At 61.0% G+C, this 15,674-nt stretch carries 16 protein-coding genes; 10 read left to right on the top strand and 6 right to left on the bottom strand.

What is annotated here, in order from left to right:
* Positions 1-564 precede the first annotated feature (564 nt).
* From ASD07_RS26300 to ASD07_RS26290, 3 genes are all read left to right on the top strand, one after another.
* Positions 565-1,944 carry a sensor histidine kinase gene (locus ASD07_RS26300; RefSeq protein ID WP_055937496.1) on the top strand — a complete coding sequence of 460 codons (1,380 nt, stop codon included), beginning with the start codon at positions 565-567 and terminating at the stop codon, positions 1,942-1,944.
* Positions 1,945-2,008: 64 nt separating this feature from the next.
* Positions 2,009-2,776, top strand: a complete 768-nt coding sequence (locus ASD07_RS26295; RefSeq protein WP_055937494.1) for a LytTR family DNA-binding domain-containing protein — start codon at positions 2,009-2,011, stop codon at positions 2,774-2,776.
* A 71-nt stretch (positions 2,777-2,847) separates the two neighbouring features.
* Positions 2,848-3,519 carry a sensor histidine kinase gene (locus ASD07_RS26290; protein ID WP_055937491.1) on the top strand — a complete coding sequence of 224 codons (672 nt, stop codon included), beginning with the start codon at positions 2,848-2,850 and terminating at the stop codon, positions 3,517-3,519.
* Positions 3,520-3,594: 75 nt separating this feature from the next.
* Here the strand turns inward: ASD07_RS26290 and ASD07_RS26285 are convergent, their stop codons facing one another.
* The 3 genes from ASD07_RS26285 to ASD07_RS26275 form a co-directional block, all read right to left on the bottom strand.
* Complete coding sequence (locus ASD07_RS26285; RefSeq protein WP_055937488.1) at positions 3,595-4,677, bottom strand: porin; 1,083 nt, start codon at positions 4,675-4,677, stop codon at positions 3,595-3,597.
* Positions 4,678-4,766: 89 nt separating this feature from the next.
* A complete protein-coding gene (locus tag ASD07_RS26280; protein ID WP_055937485.1) occupies positions 4,767-5,219 on the bottom strand; it encodes a hypothetical protein in 453 nt (150 codons plus the stop codon).
* Positions 5,216-6,157, bottom strand: coding sequence for a CysB family HTH-type transcriptional regulator (locus ASD07_RS26275; RefSeq protein ID WP_055937482.1), 942 nt, complete (start codon positions 6,155-6,157; stop codon positions 5,216-5,218). The genes ASD07_RS26280 and ASD07_RS26275 overlap by 4 nt, the downstream gene beginning before the upstream one ends.
* A 148-nt stretch (positions 6,158-6,305) precedes the next feature.
* Between ASD07_RS26275 and ASD07_RS26270 the strand changes: the two genes are divergently transcribed.
* From ASD07_RS26270 to ASD07_RS26240, 7 genes are read left to right on the top strand one after another with little or no spacing between them, the layout of a single operon-like run.
* Entirely contained in the window at positions 6,306-7,997 is a 1,692-nt protein-coding gene (locus tag ASD07_RS26270; protein WP_055937480.1) for a nitrite/sulfite reductase, read from the top strand.
* The gene (locus ASD07_RS26265) at positions 7,990-8,538 is read left to right on the top strand and encodes a DUF934 domain-containing protein (RefSeq protein ID WP_055937477.1); all 549 of its coding nucleotides are present in this window, start codon (positions 7,990-7,992) and stop codon (positions 8,536-8,538) included. Before ASD07_RS26270 ends, ASD07_RS26265 begins: the two co-directional genes overlap by 8 nt.
* A gap of 2 nt (positions 8,539-8,540) precedes the next feature.
* The gene (locus ASD07_RS26260) at positions 8,541-9,254 is read left to right on the top strand and encodes a phosphoadenylyl-sulfate reductase (RefSeq protein ID WP_055937474.1); all 714 of its coding nucleotides are present in this window, start codon (positions 8,541-8,543) and stop codon (positions 9,252-9,254) included.
* Positions 9,255-10,178 carry a sulfate adenylyltransferase subunit CysD gene (gene cysD, locus ASD07_RS26255; protein ID WP_055937470.1) on the top strand — a complete coding sequence of 308 codons (924 nt, stop codon included), beginning with the start codon at positions 9,255-9,257 and terminating at the stop codon, positions 10,176-10,178. It abuts the gene before it with no gap.
* Complete coding sequence (locus ASD07_RS26250; RefSeq protein ID WP_055937466.1) at positions 10,178-11,485, top strand: sulfate adenylyltransferase subunit 1; 1,308 nt, start codon at positions 10,178-10,180, stop codon at positions 11,483-11,485. The genes cysD and ASD07_RS26250 overlap by 1 nt, the downstream gene beginning before the upstream one ends.
* Before the next feature lie 24 nt (positions 11,486-11,509).
* The gene (gene cobA, locus ASD07_RS26245; RefSeq protein ID WP_055937463.1) at positions 11,510-12,226 is read left to right on the top strand and encodes a uroporphyrinogen-III C-methyltransferase; all 717 of its coding nucleotides are present in this window, start codon (positions 11,510-11,512) and stop codon (positions 12,224-12,226) included.
* Positions 12,227-12,257: 31 nt separating this feature from the next.
* A complete protein-coding gene (locus ASD07_RS26240) occupies positions 12,258-13,004 on the top strand; it encodes a hypothetical protein (protein ID WP_055937459.1) in 747 nt (248 codons plus the stop codon).
* On the opposite strand, the gene ASD07_RS26235 is transcribed toward ASD07_RS26240, so the two are convergent.
* From ASD07_RS26235 to lptF, 3 genes are read right to left on the bottom strand one after another with little or no spacing between them, the layout of a single operon-like run.
* The gene (locus tag ASD07_RS26235; protein WP_055937456.1) at positions 12,974-13,351 is read right to left on the bottom strand and encodes a sirohydrochlorin chelatase; all 378 of its coding nucleotides are present in this window, start codon (positions 13,349-13,351) and stop codon (positions 12,974-12,976) included. The genes ASD07_RS26240 and ASD07_RS26235 overlap by 31 nt on opposite strands.
* Position 13,352: 1 nt before the next feature.
* Positions 13,353-14,522 (bottom strand): LPS export ABC transporter permease LptG, encoded by a 1,170-nt coding sequence (gene lptG / locus ASD07_RS26230; RefSeq protein WP_055937452.1) that lies wholly within the window; start codon positions 14,520-14,522, stop codon positions 13,353-13,355.
* Positions 14,519-15,634, bottom strand: coding sequence for an LPS export ABC transporter permease LptF (lptF, locus tag ASD07_RS26225; RefSeq protein WP_055937448.1), 1,116 nt, complete (start codon positions 15,632-15,634; stop codon positions 14,519-14,521). The genes lptG and lptF overlap by 4 nt, the downstream gene beginning before the upstream one ends.
* Positions 15,635-15,674: the final 40 nt, after the last annotated feature.

Here is a 15,674-nt window from a genome sequence, read left to right as displayed (position 1 = left end):
AAACTCTTCAGTTTAATCTCTGTTTTTCCAGCATTGCTGCCGGAGGTCACTCACTCAAAATACTGACGAATCTCTTGCGAGATTACGTTTAATATATTTTGTGCGAGCGTTACAACTAATATTTTGAGCATCGAGCCCGAAGGCTCGTGGCATATTCGTCAAACGCCCACACTTATCGACTGTTGATTTTTAAAGATCGCTGCCTTGTTTATTGCACGAAGCGTTGTGTTCGTCAGCAGCAGAGAAGCGAGATTATGCGGTACAGCGTGCARCTCGTCAACCCCTTCTTTTTCTCGTTTCGCTTACTGTTTTAACAGTGTTGCGTTGCGAGCAGCAGAGAAGCGAGATTATGCGGTACAGCGTGCAGCTCGTCAACCCCTTCTTTTTCTCGTTTCGCTCTGCTGTTTTGTCAGCACTGCGTTGCGAGGGACAGAACTATAGCAAACGATCCGACTGTCCGCAAGGGCATTCTTCTATTCCCGTATTTCTGCATTCTGTCGCACGCCGGTGGCGGCTTTGCACAAGCTTATCTACACTTGCCCCATATTCAATAGAAAGTCGCGCATGTTTCCAACACCGCAAGCACAAGACACAGCAAAAACCATCCTGGCTTGGCTCCACCGGGGCTTTGATGCGACGACCGGCTGGGTGACGCACCTGTCGTGGTGGAAGTTCTTCCTGTTCGCGGCCCTGTCCATGATTGCTGCGTCGATCTTGCAGGATGAACTGTTCTCGCCTTCGCGCGAGGAAGAAATGGCAATCCGCTCGCATAAGCGCGCAAAATCGGGCAACGCGGATCCAAATATCACGATTGACGACAGCGGCATCCACTTCAACCCGCGCGCCGGGAAGATCAAGAAACAGGCCAGCGCAGAAGCAAGCGGCGACGAAACAGCAAGCGCTCGCCACGACGACAGCGATACTGAAGAGACTGCCGCTGCGGAAGCTGCGGCCCCGGCCATGCCGGCTGAAGCGGCTGCACCGGCAGATCCCGCAGCCCCGGCGCCCCCTGCCCCGCCAGCGCCAACGGCTAACAGGGCAAAGCCCGCGCCACCGGCCGCGCCGGCCGCTCCAATGCCGGGAGAAGAAGTCCACATCGAACTGCCGCCGCAGATTGGCGAAGAATTGTCCAACGCACTGGAACAGGCCGTGGACAGCGCAGCTGAAGAAAAAGTCTCGCGCTACCATAAGCAGGCTTCGACCTGGTTCACCAGTTTCATCACCCTGCTCTTGCTGGCACTTTTTGCGATGAAGGCGCTGGTTGGTGGTAAGAAGAAGGCAGAAGCGGAGGCGCAGGTGGCCAATGCTGCGGCTGAGCGCGAATCCATGCAGCGCCAGTTGAGCGAAGCCAAGATGCAGATGATGCAGGCCCAGGTCGAGCCGCACTTCCTGTTCAACACCCTGGCTTCAGTCGAGCACCTGATCGAAACCGATCCGCCCCGCGCCTCGGCCATGCAGCGCAGCCTGATCAAATACCTGCGTGCCGTGCTGCCGCAGATGCGTGAAAACAAGCTGACCAGCACGCTCGGCAGCGAGTCCGATATGGTGGCGGCTTACCTCGCCCTGCTGAAGATGCGCATGGAAGAGCGCCTCATCGTCGACTTCGACGTGCCCGAAGGCCTGCGCAGCGCCGCCTTCCCGCCGATGATGCTGCAGTCGATGGTTGAAAACGCCATCAAGCATGGCCTGGAAGGCAAGCCCGAAGGGGGCTACCTGAAAGTGCGCGCCGATGTAGCACACAGCAAGCTGCGCGTGACCGTGTCCGACGACGGCCTTGGCTTTGGCGCCAAGCCAAGCACTGGCACCGGCCTCGGCCTGACCAATATCCGCGAGCGCCTGAAGCTGCTGCACGGCGACCAGGCCTCACTGAAAATCGAGCCCAACCAGCCGAGCGGCGTAATCGCGATAATCGAGGTGCCGTACCAGTTGGCGCGTTCGGAATAAGCGATTGCCATACGCTGCGATCCATTGAATAATTGATACTTCTTATTTCCTAATATTGAGCACTATGCCCACAGCAATTATTGCCGATGATGAGCGACTGATGCGCGACCAGCTGCGCATGCGGCTGGAACAAGTATGGCCGGAGCTGGAGATCCTCGGCGAAGCCAAGAACGGCGACGAAGCAGTCGAACTGGTCGATGAGCTGAAGCCAGATTTCACCTTCCTCGATATCCGCATGCCGGGCAAGACCGGCATGGAAGCAGCCGCAGAAATCGGCAACAAGAGCAATGTGGTGTTCGTCACTGCTTATGACGCCTACGCGGTGGAGGCATTCGAGCGTGGCGCAGTCGACTACGTACTGAAACCGCCGGAGCCGGAGCGCCTGAAGATCACCGTCGAGCGCCTCAAAGGCCGCTTGGCCTCGCCGGCGGCCAGCGCGGCACAAGGTGCCGACATGGCAGCCATCCTGAATCAGCTGGCCGAAAAGATCGCTTCGCCAAAGGCGAAGTACCTGCAGTGGATCCAGGCCAGCATCGGTTCCGACCTGCGCATGATCCCGGTCGAAGAGATCCTGTTCTTCCGCTCGGATGAAAAATACACCTGCGTGCAGACCGATAAATTCGAAGCGTTGATCCGCAAACCGGTGCGCGACCTGGCCGAAGAACTGGACCCATCCCTGTTCTGGCAGATCCACCGCGCCACCCTGGTCAATGTCAACGCCATCGAAGGGGTAACGCGCGACATCCGTGGCCGCCACCTGGTGATGATCAAAGGCCGCCCAGACAAGCTGGAAGTGAGCCGCTCCTTCCTCCATCTGTTCAAACAGATGTGATCCAGATCAAGCCGTCCGGCGGCTTGCTGTAATACGGTGTCTTGGTGGTTGCTGCCGCCAGGAGGCCGACTTTGAAGAATCCCCGCACCCGCGTCCAGGGACGCCGCTCCACCGATTCCGCGCTGGCGGAAATCCGGGAGGATGAACGCGTCCATATTTCGCGCGAACTGCATGACGACCTGGGGCAACTGCTGGCGACCCTGCGCGTCGAGCTCACACTGTTGAAGCAACAGGTTCCTGGCTCCCCGGATGCCGAGGCCCGGCTGGCCAGCATGGACAACCTGCTCGTCACAGCCATCGGCTCGCTGCGCCGCATCGCAGGCAACCTGCGCCCGCGCGCGCTCGACGAAGGAGGCTTGTACTTTGCGCTGGAGTCGCTACGGGGGGAATTCGAGAAGCGGCACGGCATCAGTTGCCTGCTCGATGCACTGCCAGAGGTCCTGGTGCTCGACGAGCGTTACAGCACCGCCATCTACCGGCTGGTGCAGGAGTCGCTAACCAATATCGCCCGCCACGCGGGCGCCGCCACGGCAGAAGTGCGATGCCGTCGCGATGGCGGCGAACTGCTCATCGACATATCGGATGATGGGCGCGGCATTGTCGTCGGCGACATGGCGAAGGCCGATGCGCTCGGCCTGCTTGGCATGCGCGAGCGTGTCGCGGCAATGCGCGGCAGCATGGAGGTCGATGGCGGCAGCGGAACGCACATCGCGATCCGCATCCCCCTTCCCTGCGGCACATAAAAAAAGGCGGGTCCGAAGACCCGCCAAAGATCATGAATCACCTCGAGAGAGATACTGCTTTGCTACAAAACCTGCTTAGAAGGCGTGGCGTACACCCAGGTTGAACGCTTTGTCGCCCGTACCGGCTTCAGTGTTGTTGCCAACGGTGTAGCCGGCGCCGTTCTTGTTCTTGATCTTGGCGATCGCGGTGTACGCAGTGGTGCGCTTGGACAGGGCGTACAGGTAGCCGATGCCGAACTGGTTTGCGTCCTGGGCGTTTTGCTTGTCATCTTTGTGGATGTAGGAAGCAACCAGGGTGCCGCCGCCCATTGGCACGCCTACGCCCAGCAGCCATTCGGCGCTGTCAGCGGAGGACTTGGGTGCAACTTTCAGGCCGTAGGCGTTAGCCACTGGCAGCGGTGCCGAGCCGGCGCCTTTGTCTTTTTCGTAGCCGAAGTAGACTTTGGCGACGCCGAAGTCGTAGTTAGCAGCCAGCAGGGTATTCTTGGCTTTGTCTTTGCGCACGGCTGGGGTGGCGCCCACGGCAGCGGTGTCGTTGTTCTTATTGTTGTGAACCAGGCGAACGTTCAGTTCCTTGCTGGTGTAGTTCACGCCAAAGCCGAACTGGCGGCCGGCAGTGTTATCGCCAGCCTGCTCGCCCATGCCATACAGCGCATCGACGCTGAAGCCGGAGAATACCGGCGAGTTATAGACGATGGAGTTCGACAGGCGGGTATTGACGCCGCCGGTAGGGAACAGGTTCTTGGCGCTGCCAGCATAGCCGGCGCCGAATGGGTCGGCAACTTGCGACAGGGCGTTGTACAGCATGGTGTACTGGCGGCCCAGGGTGACCTGGCCCATTTCAGCGCTCTTCAGGCCAACGAAAGCCTGGCGCTGGGCGAACACGCCTGCGGTGTCCTGGTCGCCGGTGTCGATCTTGACGCCGGATTCGATTGCGAAGATTGCGGAAGTGCCGCCACCCAGGTCTTCAACACCTTTGAAGCCCAGACGGGAAGCCGAACCCACACCACTGGTCACCTTGTTGACGCTGCCGTTCACGCCGCCACGCTCAGCGACAAAGCCAGCGTCAGCGATACCGTAAATGGTCACATTGGACTGGGCTTGAGCTTGTGCTGCGAAACCGCCGATGATCAGTGCTGCCAGAGTAAGTTTTTTCACTTGTTGTCCTACGTTGTTGAAGTTGAGGGAAATGTTTCAAACGCAGCTATATTGCCCCTCAATTACTTCAACAATGTGACAGGAAAAAATTACTTCAGGCGTGATGTAACAACCCAGTAATATTCAGACCGCAAGACCTTGATTTCACGCGCAGCGATGCCCAAACGCTTGCGCAGCCAGCTGTCGGACGGGTAGTTCTTCATCACTTCGATACGGTTTCCGTCGTCATCTTTCTGGAATTCGTAGGTATTTCCATGCTGGTCGGTGCGGGCGATCGGGAAGCTCTCGCCATCGACATAGTCTTCGCCCATCAAGACCAGCAGCACATCCTTGCCGACCTTGTCACGCAGCTGTTTCAGGAACTTGTCCTGTTTTTCACGTCCCAACTGGGACCACAGGAACTCGGCGTAGACGGCCGTATACTGGCCCGGCGCGGCCTCCAGGCTATCCAGGTCAAGGCTTTCCAGCTGCAGGACCTCATGGCCATCCAGCAGTTCTTCGATGTGCTCGCGCACTTCGTACAGTTCGTCTTCGTTAATCACAGTTCGTAGTTCTCATGTTCGCCCTTCATCGCCTGTTCGATCAGCTTGCGGTTCAACGTCGGCGCCAGCAGCTCGATGAAGGTATATATATAGGATCGCAGGTAGGCACCCTGCTTGACGGCCACGCGCGACACATTCATGCCGAACAGGTGGCCGGCGGGGACGGCCCGCAGGTTGCGGTCGCGTTCAGGGTCGAAGGCCATGCCGGCGATGATCCCGACGCCCATGCCCAGTTCCACATAGGTCTTGATCACGTCAGCATCGATCGCTTCCAGCAGCACATCCGGCTTCAAGCCCCGCTTTTCGAAAGCCTGGTCGATGCGCGACCGGCCGGCGAAGGCGGCATCATACGTGATGATGTGGTGCTCGGCCACTTCTTCCAGCGTGACGGACTTGATCCTTAACAGCGGATGGTCCGGCGGCACCACCACCACGTGCTCCCATTGGTAGCAAGGCAGGGTAATCAGGCCGTCGATGGCGGCGATCGATTCGGTGGCGATGGCCAGGTCGGCCTGGTCGCGCTGTACCATTTCCGCGATCTGCTTCGGATTGCCTTGCAATAAAGACAAGCGCACCTTCGGGTACTTCTGCATGAAGGCCTGTACTACTTTAGGCAAGGTGTAACGGGCCTGGGTGTGGGTGGTGGCGATGGTGAAGCTGCCCGAGTCCTGGGCCGCATACTCCTTGCCGATCCGTTTCAGGCTGTCGATCTCCTGCATGATCAGTTCAACCGAGGACAAAACCAGCCGGCCTGGCTCGGTCAGGCCGCGAATCCGCTTGCCATGCCTTGTGAAAATATCAACACCCAACTCTTCTTCCAGCTCGATGATCGCCTTGGAAACGCCCGGCTGGGATGTAAACAAGGCCTTGGCGGCGTCGGTCAGGTTGTAGTTCTGGCGCACGGCTTCCCGCACGAATCGCAGTTGGTGAAGGTTCATTCTCGCTCTCGTTGGACTCCCCAGCGCATATTTTACGCTGATGCTTATGCCTTAACAGCATATAAGCAAATAAAGACTATGTTGTTTGGAATAAGGCCCCAGTTTATTACCATTGAATCCACTCTGGGCATGCCTTACTGGGAAAGCTATGTATCAATACGATCAATACGACCACCTCATCATCCGCGAACGCATCGCGCAGTATCGCGACCAGGTTCAACGCCGCCTGAACGATGAGTTGACCGAGGCCGAATTCCTGCCACTGCGCTTGCAGAACGGCCTTTATATGCAGCGCCACGCTTATATGCTGCGTATCGCCGTTCCTTACGGCCTGCTCAGCTCCAGGCAAATGCGCATGTTCGCGCATATCGCCCGCAAGTATGACCGCGGCTATGGCCACTTCACCACCCGCCAGAATATCCAGTTCAACTGGATCAAGCTGGAAGAGACGCCGGAAATCCTGAGCGACCTGGCTTCGGTGGAAATGCACGCCATCCAGACCTCGGGCAACTGCATCCGCAACGTCACTTCCGACGAATTCGCCGGCGTGGCCGCCGACGAGATCATCGATCCGCGCCCTTACGCCGAAGTGCTGCGCCAGTGGTCGACCTTCCACCCCGAATTCATCGCCCTGCCCCGCAAATTCAAGGTGGCGATCAACGGCGCCGTGGAAGACCGTGCCGCCATCGCGGTGCACGATATCGGCCTGACGGTGGTGCACAACGAAGCCGGCGAAATCGGCTTCAAGGTGATGGTCGGCGGCGGCATGGGCCGCACCCCGATCCTGGGTTCCGTGATCCGCGAGTTCCTGCCGCGCGAACACCTGCTGACCTATACCGAAGCGATCATGCGCGTGTATAACCTGCATGGCCGCCGCGATAACAAGTACAAAGCCCGCATCAAGATCCTGCTGAAAGCCCTGGGCGTGGAAGAATTCACCCGCCAGGTGGAAGCCGAGTGGGAAGACCTGAAAGGCACCGAGCAGACCCTGACGCTGGATGAGATGGAGCGCATCATCGCCTACTTCCAGCCACACGCCTACAAGTCGCTGCCGGCCATCGATCCGGCTGCCGGCCACGCCGACAACAAGGCCTTCAACAATTGGTTGAAGCGCAATGTGAAAGCGCACAAGGTGCCGGGCTACGCAGCCGTGGTGCTGTCGCTGAAGAAGACCGGCGTACCGCCGGGCGATGCGACCGCCGAGCAGATGGATTACATGGCCGACCTGGCTGACCGTTACAGCTTTGCAGAACTGCGCGTGACCCACGAACAGAACATCGTGCTGGCCGACGTCGAACAATCCCAGTTGTTCGCGCTGTGGCAGGAGATCAAGTCGCATGGCCTGGCAACGCCGAATATCGGCCTGCTGACCGACATTATCTGCTGTCCAGGCGGCGACTTCTGCTCGCTGGCGAATGCCAAGTCGATCCCTATCGCCCAGGCCATTGCAGAGCGCTTCGACCATATCGACTTCCTGCACGATATCGGCGACTTCGAGCTCAATATCTCGGGCTGCATCAACGCCTGCGGCCACCACCACGTCGGCAATATCGGCGTGCTGGGCGTCGACAAGGACGGCAGCGAATGGTACCAGGTGTCGATTGGCGGCGCGCAAGGCAACAACTCCGCCATCGGCAAGATCATCGGCCCATCGTTCTCCGCGCAGCAGATGCCGGAAGTGATCGACCGCCTGCTGCAGGTATATGTACGCGAGCGCACTCCGGAAGAGCGCTTCGTCGATACCGCGCAGCGCCTGGGCATTGTCCCGTTCAAGGAATTTGTATACGCCACGCCGATTGAAACCGCTGGCCGCCTGGTAGGAGAAGACGAATATGCCTAAGCAAATCATCAAGGGCCGCGCAATCGTGGCCGACGACTGGAACCTGGTGCGCGCCGAAGAAGGTGCCGAAGCAGCCACCGTGGCAGCACTGGAAATACCGGCAGGCCGCGTGATCCTGCCGCTGGCAGCCTGGCTGGCGCAGCGCGATGCGCTTTCCGCCCGCGCTGCCGCCGGCGAAATCGCCGTGTGGCTGGCACCGGACGAGGACCCGGTCGCACTGCGCGACGACCTGCCGCGCCTGGCGCTGGTGGCAGTCGACTTCCCGAAGTTCACGGACGGCCGCGGCTATTCCCATGCCTGGAACCTGCGTTCCCGCCTGGGCTGGACCGGCGAACTGCGCGCCATCGGCGACGTGTTGCGCGACCAGCTGTTCTCGATGCAGCGCGTGGGCTTCGACGCCTACGACACGCGCCCGGACCGCAGCATTGAAGACGCCCTGAAAGGCCTGACCGTGTTCAGCGAGACTTACCAGGCATCGGTCGACCAGCGCGTTCCGCTGTTCCGCCGCCACGCACGTCCTACGCCTGCCGCAGGAGCCTGACCATGAGCGAGCTTGCCACCCGCGTGCGGGATACGCTCGCCACGCTCGAACGCGTTGCGGAAGAGTTCTCGCCTGCAGTTTTCGCCTCCAGCCTGGCCGCCGAGGACATGGTCCTGACGGACCTGATCCTGAAGGCCGGCCTGCCGATCGGTATCTTCTCGCTGCAGACCGGTCGCCTGCACCAGGAAACCACCAGCATGGTGGAGCGCGTGCAGGAGCGTTACGGCTATGAGATCGCGCTGTACCGCCCGGTGCAGGCCGACATCGACGCCTACGTGGAAAAGAAAGGCCTGAACGCCTTCTACGACAGCGTTGAACTGCGCAAGGAATGCTGCAACATCCGCAAAGTGGAGCCGCTGGGCCGCGCCCTGAACGGCAAAAAATCGTGGATTACCGGCCAGCGTCGCGCCCAATCTGCAACCCGCTCCGACCTGCCGGTGCAGGAGTATGATGGTTCGCACCGCATGGAAAAGTTCAATCCCCTGGCCGACTGGTCGGAACAGGAAGTGTGGGACTACATCCGCGCCAACGACGTGCCCTACAACCCGCTGCACGACCAGGGTTATCCGTCGATCGGCTGCGAACCCTGCACCCGCGCCATCCAGCCAGGCGAGGACGTACGCGCCGGCCGCTGGTGGTGGGAAAACCCGGACTCCAAGGAATGCGGCTTGCACCTGGTAGACGGCAAACTGATTCGAATTAAGAAAGTAAGCTAAATGAACGCACTGGTAGAACAACACGTCAACTCGCGCCATCTGGACGCGCTGGAGTCGGAGGCCATCCACATCCTGCGCGAGGTCGCCGCCGAATGCTCGAACCCTGCCCTGCTGTTCAGCGGCGGCAAGGACTCCGTGGTGCTGCTGCGCCTGGCGGAAAAGGCTTTCCGCCCAGGGAAATTCCCATTCCCGCTGGTGCACATCGACACCGGCCATAACTTCCCGGAAGTGATCGAGTTCCGCGACCGCCGCGTGGCCGAACTGGGCGAACGCCTGATCGTCGGCTCCGTCGAGGATTCGATCAAGAAGGGCACCGTGCGCCTGCGCAACCCGGCCACCGATTCGCGCAATGCCGCGCAAGCCGTGACGCTGCTGGAAACCATCGCCGAACACGGTTTCGACGCCTGCATCGGCGGCGCCCGCCGCGATGAAGAGAAGGCGCGCGCCAAGGAGCGCATCTTCTCCTTCCGCGACGAATTCGGCCAGTGGGACCCGAAAGCCCAGCGCCCGGAACTGTGGGACCTGTATAACACCCGCGTCCACCCAGGCGAGAACATGCGTGTGTTCCCGATCTCGAACTGGACCGAGCTGGATGTGTGGCAGTACATCGCCCGCGAAAACCTGGCGCTGCCGTCGATCTATTTCGCGCACCAACGCCAGGTGATCCCGCGCAACGGCCTGCTGGTGCCGCTGACCGACCTGACCCCGGCCCGTGAAGGCGAGACCGTCGAAACCCAGGTAGTGCGCTTCCGCACCGTGGGCGACATCTCCTGCACCTGCCCTGTGTCTTCCGACGCTGCCGACGTGGGCGCGATCATCGCCGAAACCGCAGTGACCCAGATCACCGAGCGCGGCGCCACCCGGATGGACGACCAGACCTCCGAAGCCTCCATGGAAAAACGCAAGAAGCAAGGATACTTCTGATGAACGCACTGAACGAGAACCTGAACGAACGCAACCTGCTGCGCTTCATCACCGCCGGCTCCGTCGACGACGGCAAGAGCACCCTGATCGGCCGCCTGCTGTTCGACAGCAAGGGCATCTTCGCCGACCAGCTGGCAGCCGTGTCGCGCGCCAAGCATAAGCGCACCGTGGGCGACACCATCGACCTGTCCCTGCTGACCGACGGCCTGGAAGCGGAGCGCGAGCAAGGCATCACCATCGACGTGGCCTACCGCTACTTCGCCACGCCCAAGCGCAAGTTCATCATTGCCGACACCCCGGGCCACGAACAGTACACCCGCAATATGGTGACCGGCGCCTCCACCGCCGATGCCGTGATCCTCCTGGTCGACGTGTCGAAAGTGAAGCTGCGCGAAGACGGCGGCGTAGACCTGCTGATCCAGACCAAGCGCCACTCCACCATCGCCCACCTGCTGCAGATCGAGCACGTGGTGGTGGCAGTGAACAAGATGGACCTGGTGAACTACGACCAGGACGTGTACGAGCGCATCGTCAAGGCATACGGCGAATTCGCGGCAACCCTGGGCATCAAGGACGTGAAGACCATTCCGCTGTCCGCGCTGGCCGGCGACAACGTGGTCGAGCAATCCGGCAAGATGCCTTGGTACCAGGGTCCTACCCTGATCGAGCTGCTGGAAGACCTCTCGGTGTACGACGAATCGCACAACTCCGCCTTCCGCTTCCCGGTGCAGCTGGTGGCGCGCCACAACGGCCACGAAGCCAATGACTTCCGCGGCTACATGGGGCGTATCGAAGCCGGCAACGTTTCGGTCGGCGACAAGCTGGTGGTGCAGCCTTCCGGCCAGAGCGCCACGGTCAAGGAGATCGTCACCTTCGACGGCTCCCTGCAAAGCGCCAGCGCCGGCCAGTCCGTTACCATCGTGCTGGAGGAATACGTCGACGTATCGCGTGGCGACCTGCTGGCCTCCAGCGCGCAGCCGGCAAACCTGCTCAAGCAGGTGAACGCGGACGTGTGCTGGCTGTCCGAAGAACCGCTGGACCTGCGCCGCAAGTACTGGATCAAGCATGGCACCAGGCAGAGCGCTGCAAAAGTGAGCAAAATCGACTCCATCCTTGACATCAACACCCAGCAGCGGCACGATGCGGATGCGTTGAAGCTGAACGACGTGGCGCGCATCGCGCTGACCGTGCAGCAACCGCTGGCGGCCGATGCCTATTCGGATATCCGCGCCACCGGCGCCTTCATCCTGATCGATGAAGTCACGCACCAGACAGTAGCCGCAGGCATGATCCGCCTCGGCGAATAAACTTCGCCAGACAGGAGCCTGCGCATGCCATACGGGAAAGTGTATTTGATTGGGGCTGGACCGGGGGCGCAGGATTTGATCACCATGCGTGGCGCACGGCTGCTGGCGCAAGCCGACGTCGTGCTGTACGACGCGCTGGTGACCGAAGAAATGCTGGCGCTCTGCCCGCAGGCGGAGAAGATCTCGGTCGGCAAGCGCGCCGGCCAGCGCTCCACCGCCCAAGGCGTCATCAACCAGCAACTGGTTGAATGCGCAGCGCGCTACCGCATGGTGGTGCGCCTCAAAGGCGGCGATCCGATGCTGTTCGGCCGCGCCGACGAGGAATTGACGGCGCTCGAGCAGCACGGCATCGAGGTCGAAGTCGTCCCCGGCATCACCACCGCGGTTGCCGCCGCCGCCGCGGCGCAGCAGCCGCTGACCAAACGCGGCGTGGCGCGCAGCGTGGCCTTCTTCACCTCCTCCACTGCTCCGGGCCATCCGGAAGAACTCACCATCCCGTCGACCGACACGCTGGTGCAGTACATGGGCGGGCGCGAAGCGATCGCCACCGCCAACAACCTGCTGTCGCAGGGCCGTTCGCCGGACACCCCGGTGGTCGTGATCGAAAATGTCAGCCGGCCGGACCAGCGCCTCGAACGCATCACCCTGGCCGAGCTGGCGCACGGCCTGCCGGCCGCGCATGGACCGGTACTGGTCATGCTGGGCAAGGCAATGGCGCCGCGGCCGCAGCAAAAAAGGTAAAATATCGTCCTCTTGCAATGAGAGGAACAAGATGAGCCAAGCCCACGAAGTCCTGGAGCGCGCCCGCAATGCGCGCCTGGCAGGCAAATACGAAGATGCCCTGCGCGACCACCTGTGGTTCCACGAACATGCGATCGAGGACGACCCGACCCTGGCCGGCGTTCGCCTGTCCTTTGCCCTGCGCGACTGGATCTACCTGGCCGAGCAATTCCCGCTGGCGCGCCGCGCACTGCAGGCGATCCGCGACCGCGACACCCAGCGCATCCTGAACGGCAGCGCCACGCTGGGCCGCTTCCATGACGTCAGCGCCATCAACAGCGCGCTTGGCGAGGAACGCGCCACCCACGACCTGTTCACCCAGATCGACGCCCAGCTGCCGGAACTGGCCAAGGATTGCGCCGAACTGGCCCTGCCGGCCCTGGTGGCCGTTGAAGATTTCCAGCTGGCGCGCCGCTACCTGCCGGACCCGGTGGCCCGCATCGCCGCCCTGGCCAAACGCGTCAACGACTTCGCCGAAGACCTGGCCAGGCGCGGCAACACCTCTTCCGCCCCGCAATTGCTGGCTTTCGTGCTGAATTACACCAAGGAAGTACGCCTGGTAGTGGAAGTATTGCGCCGCCTGGGTGAAGATGAGGAGCTGGCCAGAGCCAGTGCCGCCGCAATCGAATCGCTGAAGTCGGAAGCCCTGCGCGACGCCGTGCAGCGCGAATTCGACAACCCCGGCAGCACGATTGCCGCCATGGTGGCTCACGCCAAAGGCAGCGACGACAAGCAGTAATCGGTCATCGCGCGCAGCACGGTGGGGTCCTCCCCCACCGCGCCGACGGCGCGAATCGCCACGCCGGGATGCGCCAGGCGCATTTCATCGAGAAGCAGCGGCAGGTCGCGCAGCACATGCCCGCCCTGTCCCAGGAACACCGGCACCACGGTCACATCGTCGATGCCCTGCGCGGCAAGCGCAGCCACCTGCTCCGGCAGGCGCGGCGACATCAATTCCAGGAAAGCCAGCGAAACATCGGCATCCGGCGCACGCGCCGCGACCATGTTACGCAGCTGCTCGAACGGCGCCGCCCAACTGGCGGAGCGGGCGCCATGCGCGAACAGCACCAGAGCGCGGCCGCCCATGCTAGTGGCGCTCCACCCAATAAAGGGCTCCCAGCGCCAGCATCAGGTAGAGCAGGCTTGGCATCAGCGCCGTCAGGAACGCCGGAAGCGCCGACAGCAGGCCGATATGCGAGAACAGGGTATTCACCAGCAGGAAGCTGACGCCGATCATGATGCCGATGAAGATCTTCAGGCTCACGCCGCCGGCGCGCGTATGCAGGTAGGCGAAAGGCAGCGCCAGCGCCATCAGCACGAAAATGGCCAGCGGGTCGAACAGCTTCTTCCAGAAGGCGATCTTGAAGCGCTCCGTGCCCTGCTTGTTTTCCTGCAGGTGGCGGGTATACACGGCCAGCTCATTGACCGACATGTGTTCAGGATCGGAGGCGGACACCGACAGGATCTTTGGCGTAATCTCCGAAATCAGCTCCTTGCTGGCATGCCGCCTGATCTCAACCAGGCTGGTTGCCTGCGCATAGTTATTGGCCAGGTTGGCTTGCGCCCCTTCCACCGCCAATGCCGGGTTGCTGAAGATATTCTCGGTCACCTCGTTCAGGAGCCAGGTGTTATTGCCCTTGAACGAAGCCGTCTTGGCGTAAGTCAGCGTACGCAGGCGAAAGCGATTATCGAAGTCGTACAGCTTGACATCCGCCAGCTGTCCATCCGAGCGTACTTCGCGCACGTTGAAAAAGCGCGTACCCTGCACCTCGCCGGTCATGCCTTCGCTCTTGATAATATCCTTGGTCCACATGCCGGAGCGGAATTCGGACGACACGGTGGCGCCTCGGCCCATCAGGCGAACTTTTTCCGCCACCGGCGCCAGGCGCGGCGTAATCAGTTCTCCGAAGATGAAGGCAATCAGCACCAGCACCAGTCCGACCTTGCCCACCATGACCGCGGCCATGCGGGTAGACATCGACGAGGCACGCATGATCGTGAACTCGGAAGTCGAGGCGAACTGCGCCATGGTATAGATGGTGCCGATCAAGGCCGCCACCGGCAACACCTCGTTTACGTGCTGCGGCAGCATCGTCAGCGTAAACAAGGCGGCATGCTGCATGCCATAGCCGTTCTTGCCGACCACAGGCAGTTCGCCGGTCAAGTCGAAGAATGCCTGCAATCCAAGCAAAGCCGCCAGCGCAAAAGCGACGGCCTGCAGGATCGAAACGAAGAAGTAGCGTTGCAGAGTGCTCATTTGCGTACCCCTCGCTTGAATGCGGCCCACATCGCGCGAGGATGGTAGCGGTGATTTACGTTAAGGCGCCAGGCGAACAATATCAGCACTGCCAGCGCCATCGCCAGGTGCAGCGGCCACCAGCTCATGCCAAATTTGAAGTTGCCGCGCCGGATACCCGACTCGAACACGTTGATCAGGTTGTTATAAGTGAAGAAGATCAGCACTGCGAGAATCAGGTTGATCGAACTGCCCGCGCGCGGATTGACGAAGCCCAGCGGAATCGCCAGCATCGACAGCGCCAGGCAGGCCAGCGGCAGCGACATGCGCCACATCAGTTCCCCCTTGGCTGGATTGGTGCCGGCGGCGATCAGCTCCGTCGTCGGCAGCGTTTTGGTCTCCTTCTGGCTGTCGGACTCGGACGACTGCTGCGAAACGCGCATGCTGTATCGCTCGAACTCCATGCTCTGGAAATCGGCATCGCCCGGCTTGCCCTGGTAACGGCGGCCGTTCTTCAGTACCAGGTGGCGGTCGCCGGAAGGCAGCGTCTCGATCACGCCCTCGCTCGCCACCACCACGGACGTGCCCTTGGCATCGACCTGGTTAACGAACACGTTGCGCACCACGGCGCTGCTGCCCGTGACGCCTTCCACAAAGAAGATGCGGTTGGCCGACGAGGATTCCTTGAACTGGCCCGGCGAAACTTTCTGCAGGTCTTCACGCTTGGCGAAACGCTCAACGTAATCGGCGCTCTTCGAACGCGCCCACGGCGTCGCATAAAAACTCAGCGCGCCGGTCAGCAGGACCAGCGGCAAGACAAACATGAATACCGGCTTGACGAAACGCGTCAGGCTGACGCCCGCGGCAAACCAGACCACCATCTCCGAATCCTTGTAGATGCGGGTCACCACCATCAACACGGAAATAAAACTGGTGAAAATCAGGACAATTGGCAGATAATTCAGGGCTGCGAACGCGATAAGCGCGATGACATCGCTGGACGCGACCTTGCCGCCTGCGGCTTTGCCGAGGATCGAAATCAAGGTCCACGTCAGGAGGATCGAGAACAGTACCGTAAAGGAAGCCCCGGCAGAGCTGACCAGCTCACGGCGGAGGGCGCGATGGAAGATCATTCGACGTTTATAATTCGTTCTACAAAATTTAGGAGAAACC

The sequence above is a fragment of the Duganella sp. Root336D2 genome (assembly GCF_001425005.1).
Taxonomy (GTDB): domain Bacteria; phylum Pseudomonadota; class Gammaproteobacteria; order Burkholderiales; family Burkholderiaceae_D; genus Rugamonas.
This window is presented reverse-complemented; position numbering and strand designations above follow the sequence as displayed.

What these genes read in the sequence shown, in the direction of transcription:
- ASD07_RS26300 (WP_055937496.1), top strand. Translation starts at nt 565, where the DNA reads ATGTTTCCAACACCGCAAGCACAAGACACAGCAAAAACCATCCTGGCT.
- ASD07_RS26295 (WP_055937494.1), top strand. Translation starts at nt 2,009, where the DNA reads ATGCCCACAGCAATTATTGCCGATGATGAGCGACTGATGCGCGACCAG.
- ASD07_RS26275 (WP_055937482.1), bottom strand. Translation starts at nt 6,157, where the DNA reads ATGAACCTTCACCAACTGCGATTCGTGCGGGAAGCCGTGCGCCAGAAC.
- ASD07_RS26270 (WP_055937480.1), top strand. Translation starts at nt 6,306, where the DNA reads ATGTATCAATACGATCAATACGACCACCTCATCATCCGCGAACGCATC.
- ASD07_RS26265 (WP_055937477.1), top strand. Translation starts at nt 7,990, where the DNA reads ATGCCTAAGCAAATCATCAAGGGCCGCGCAATCGTGGCCGACGACTGG.
- ASD07_RS26260 (WP_055937474.1), top strand. Translation starts at nt 8,541, where the DNA reads ATGAGCGAGCTTGCCACCCGCGTGCGGGATACGCTCGCCACGCTCGAA.
- cysD (WP_055937470.1), top strand. Translation starts at nt 9,255, where the DNA reads ATGAACGCACTGGTAGAACAACACGTCAACTCGCGCCATCTGGACGCG.
- ASD07_RS26250 (WP_055937466.1), top strand. Translation starts at nt 10,178, where the DNA reads ATGAACGCACTGAACGAGAACCTGAACGAACGCAACCTGCTGCGCTTC.
- cobA (WP_055937463.1), top strand. Translation starts at nt 11,510, where the DNA reads ATGCCATACGGGAAAGTGTATTTGATTGGGGCTGGACCGGGGGCGCAG.
- ASD07_RS26240 (WP_055937459.1), top strand. Translation starts at nt 12,258, where the DNA reads ATGAGCCAAGCCCACGAAGTCCTGGAGCGCGCCCGCAATGCGCGCCTG.
- ASD07_RS26235 (WP_055937456.1), bottom strand. Translation starts at nt 13,351, where the DNA reads ATGGGCGGCCGCGCTCTGGTGCTGTTCGCGCATGGCGCCCGCTCCGCC.
- lptG (WP_055937452.1), bottom strand. Translation starts at nt 14,522, where the DNA reads ATGAGCACTCTGCAACGCTACTTCTTCGTTTCGATCCTGCAGGCCGTC.
- lptF (WP_055937448.1), bottom strand. Translation starts at nt 15,634, where the DNA reads ATGATCTTCCATCGCGCCCTCCGCCGTGAGCTGGTCAGCTCTGCCGGG.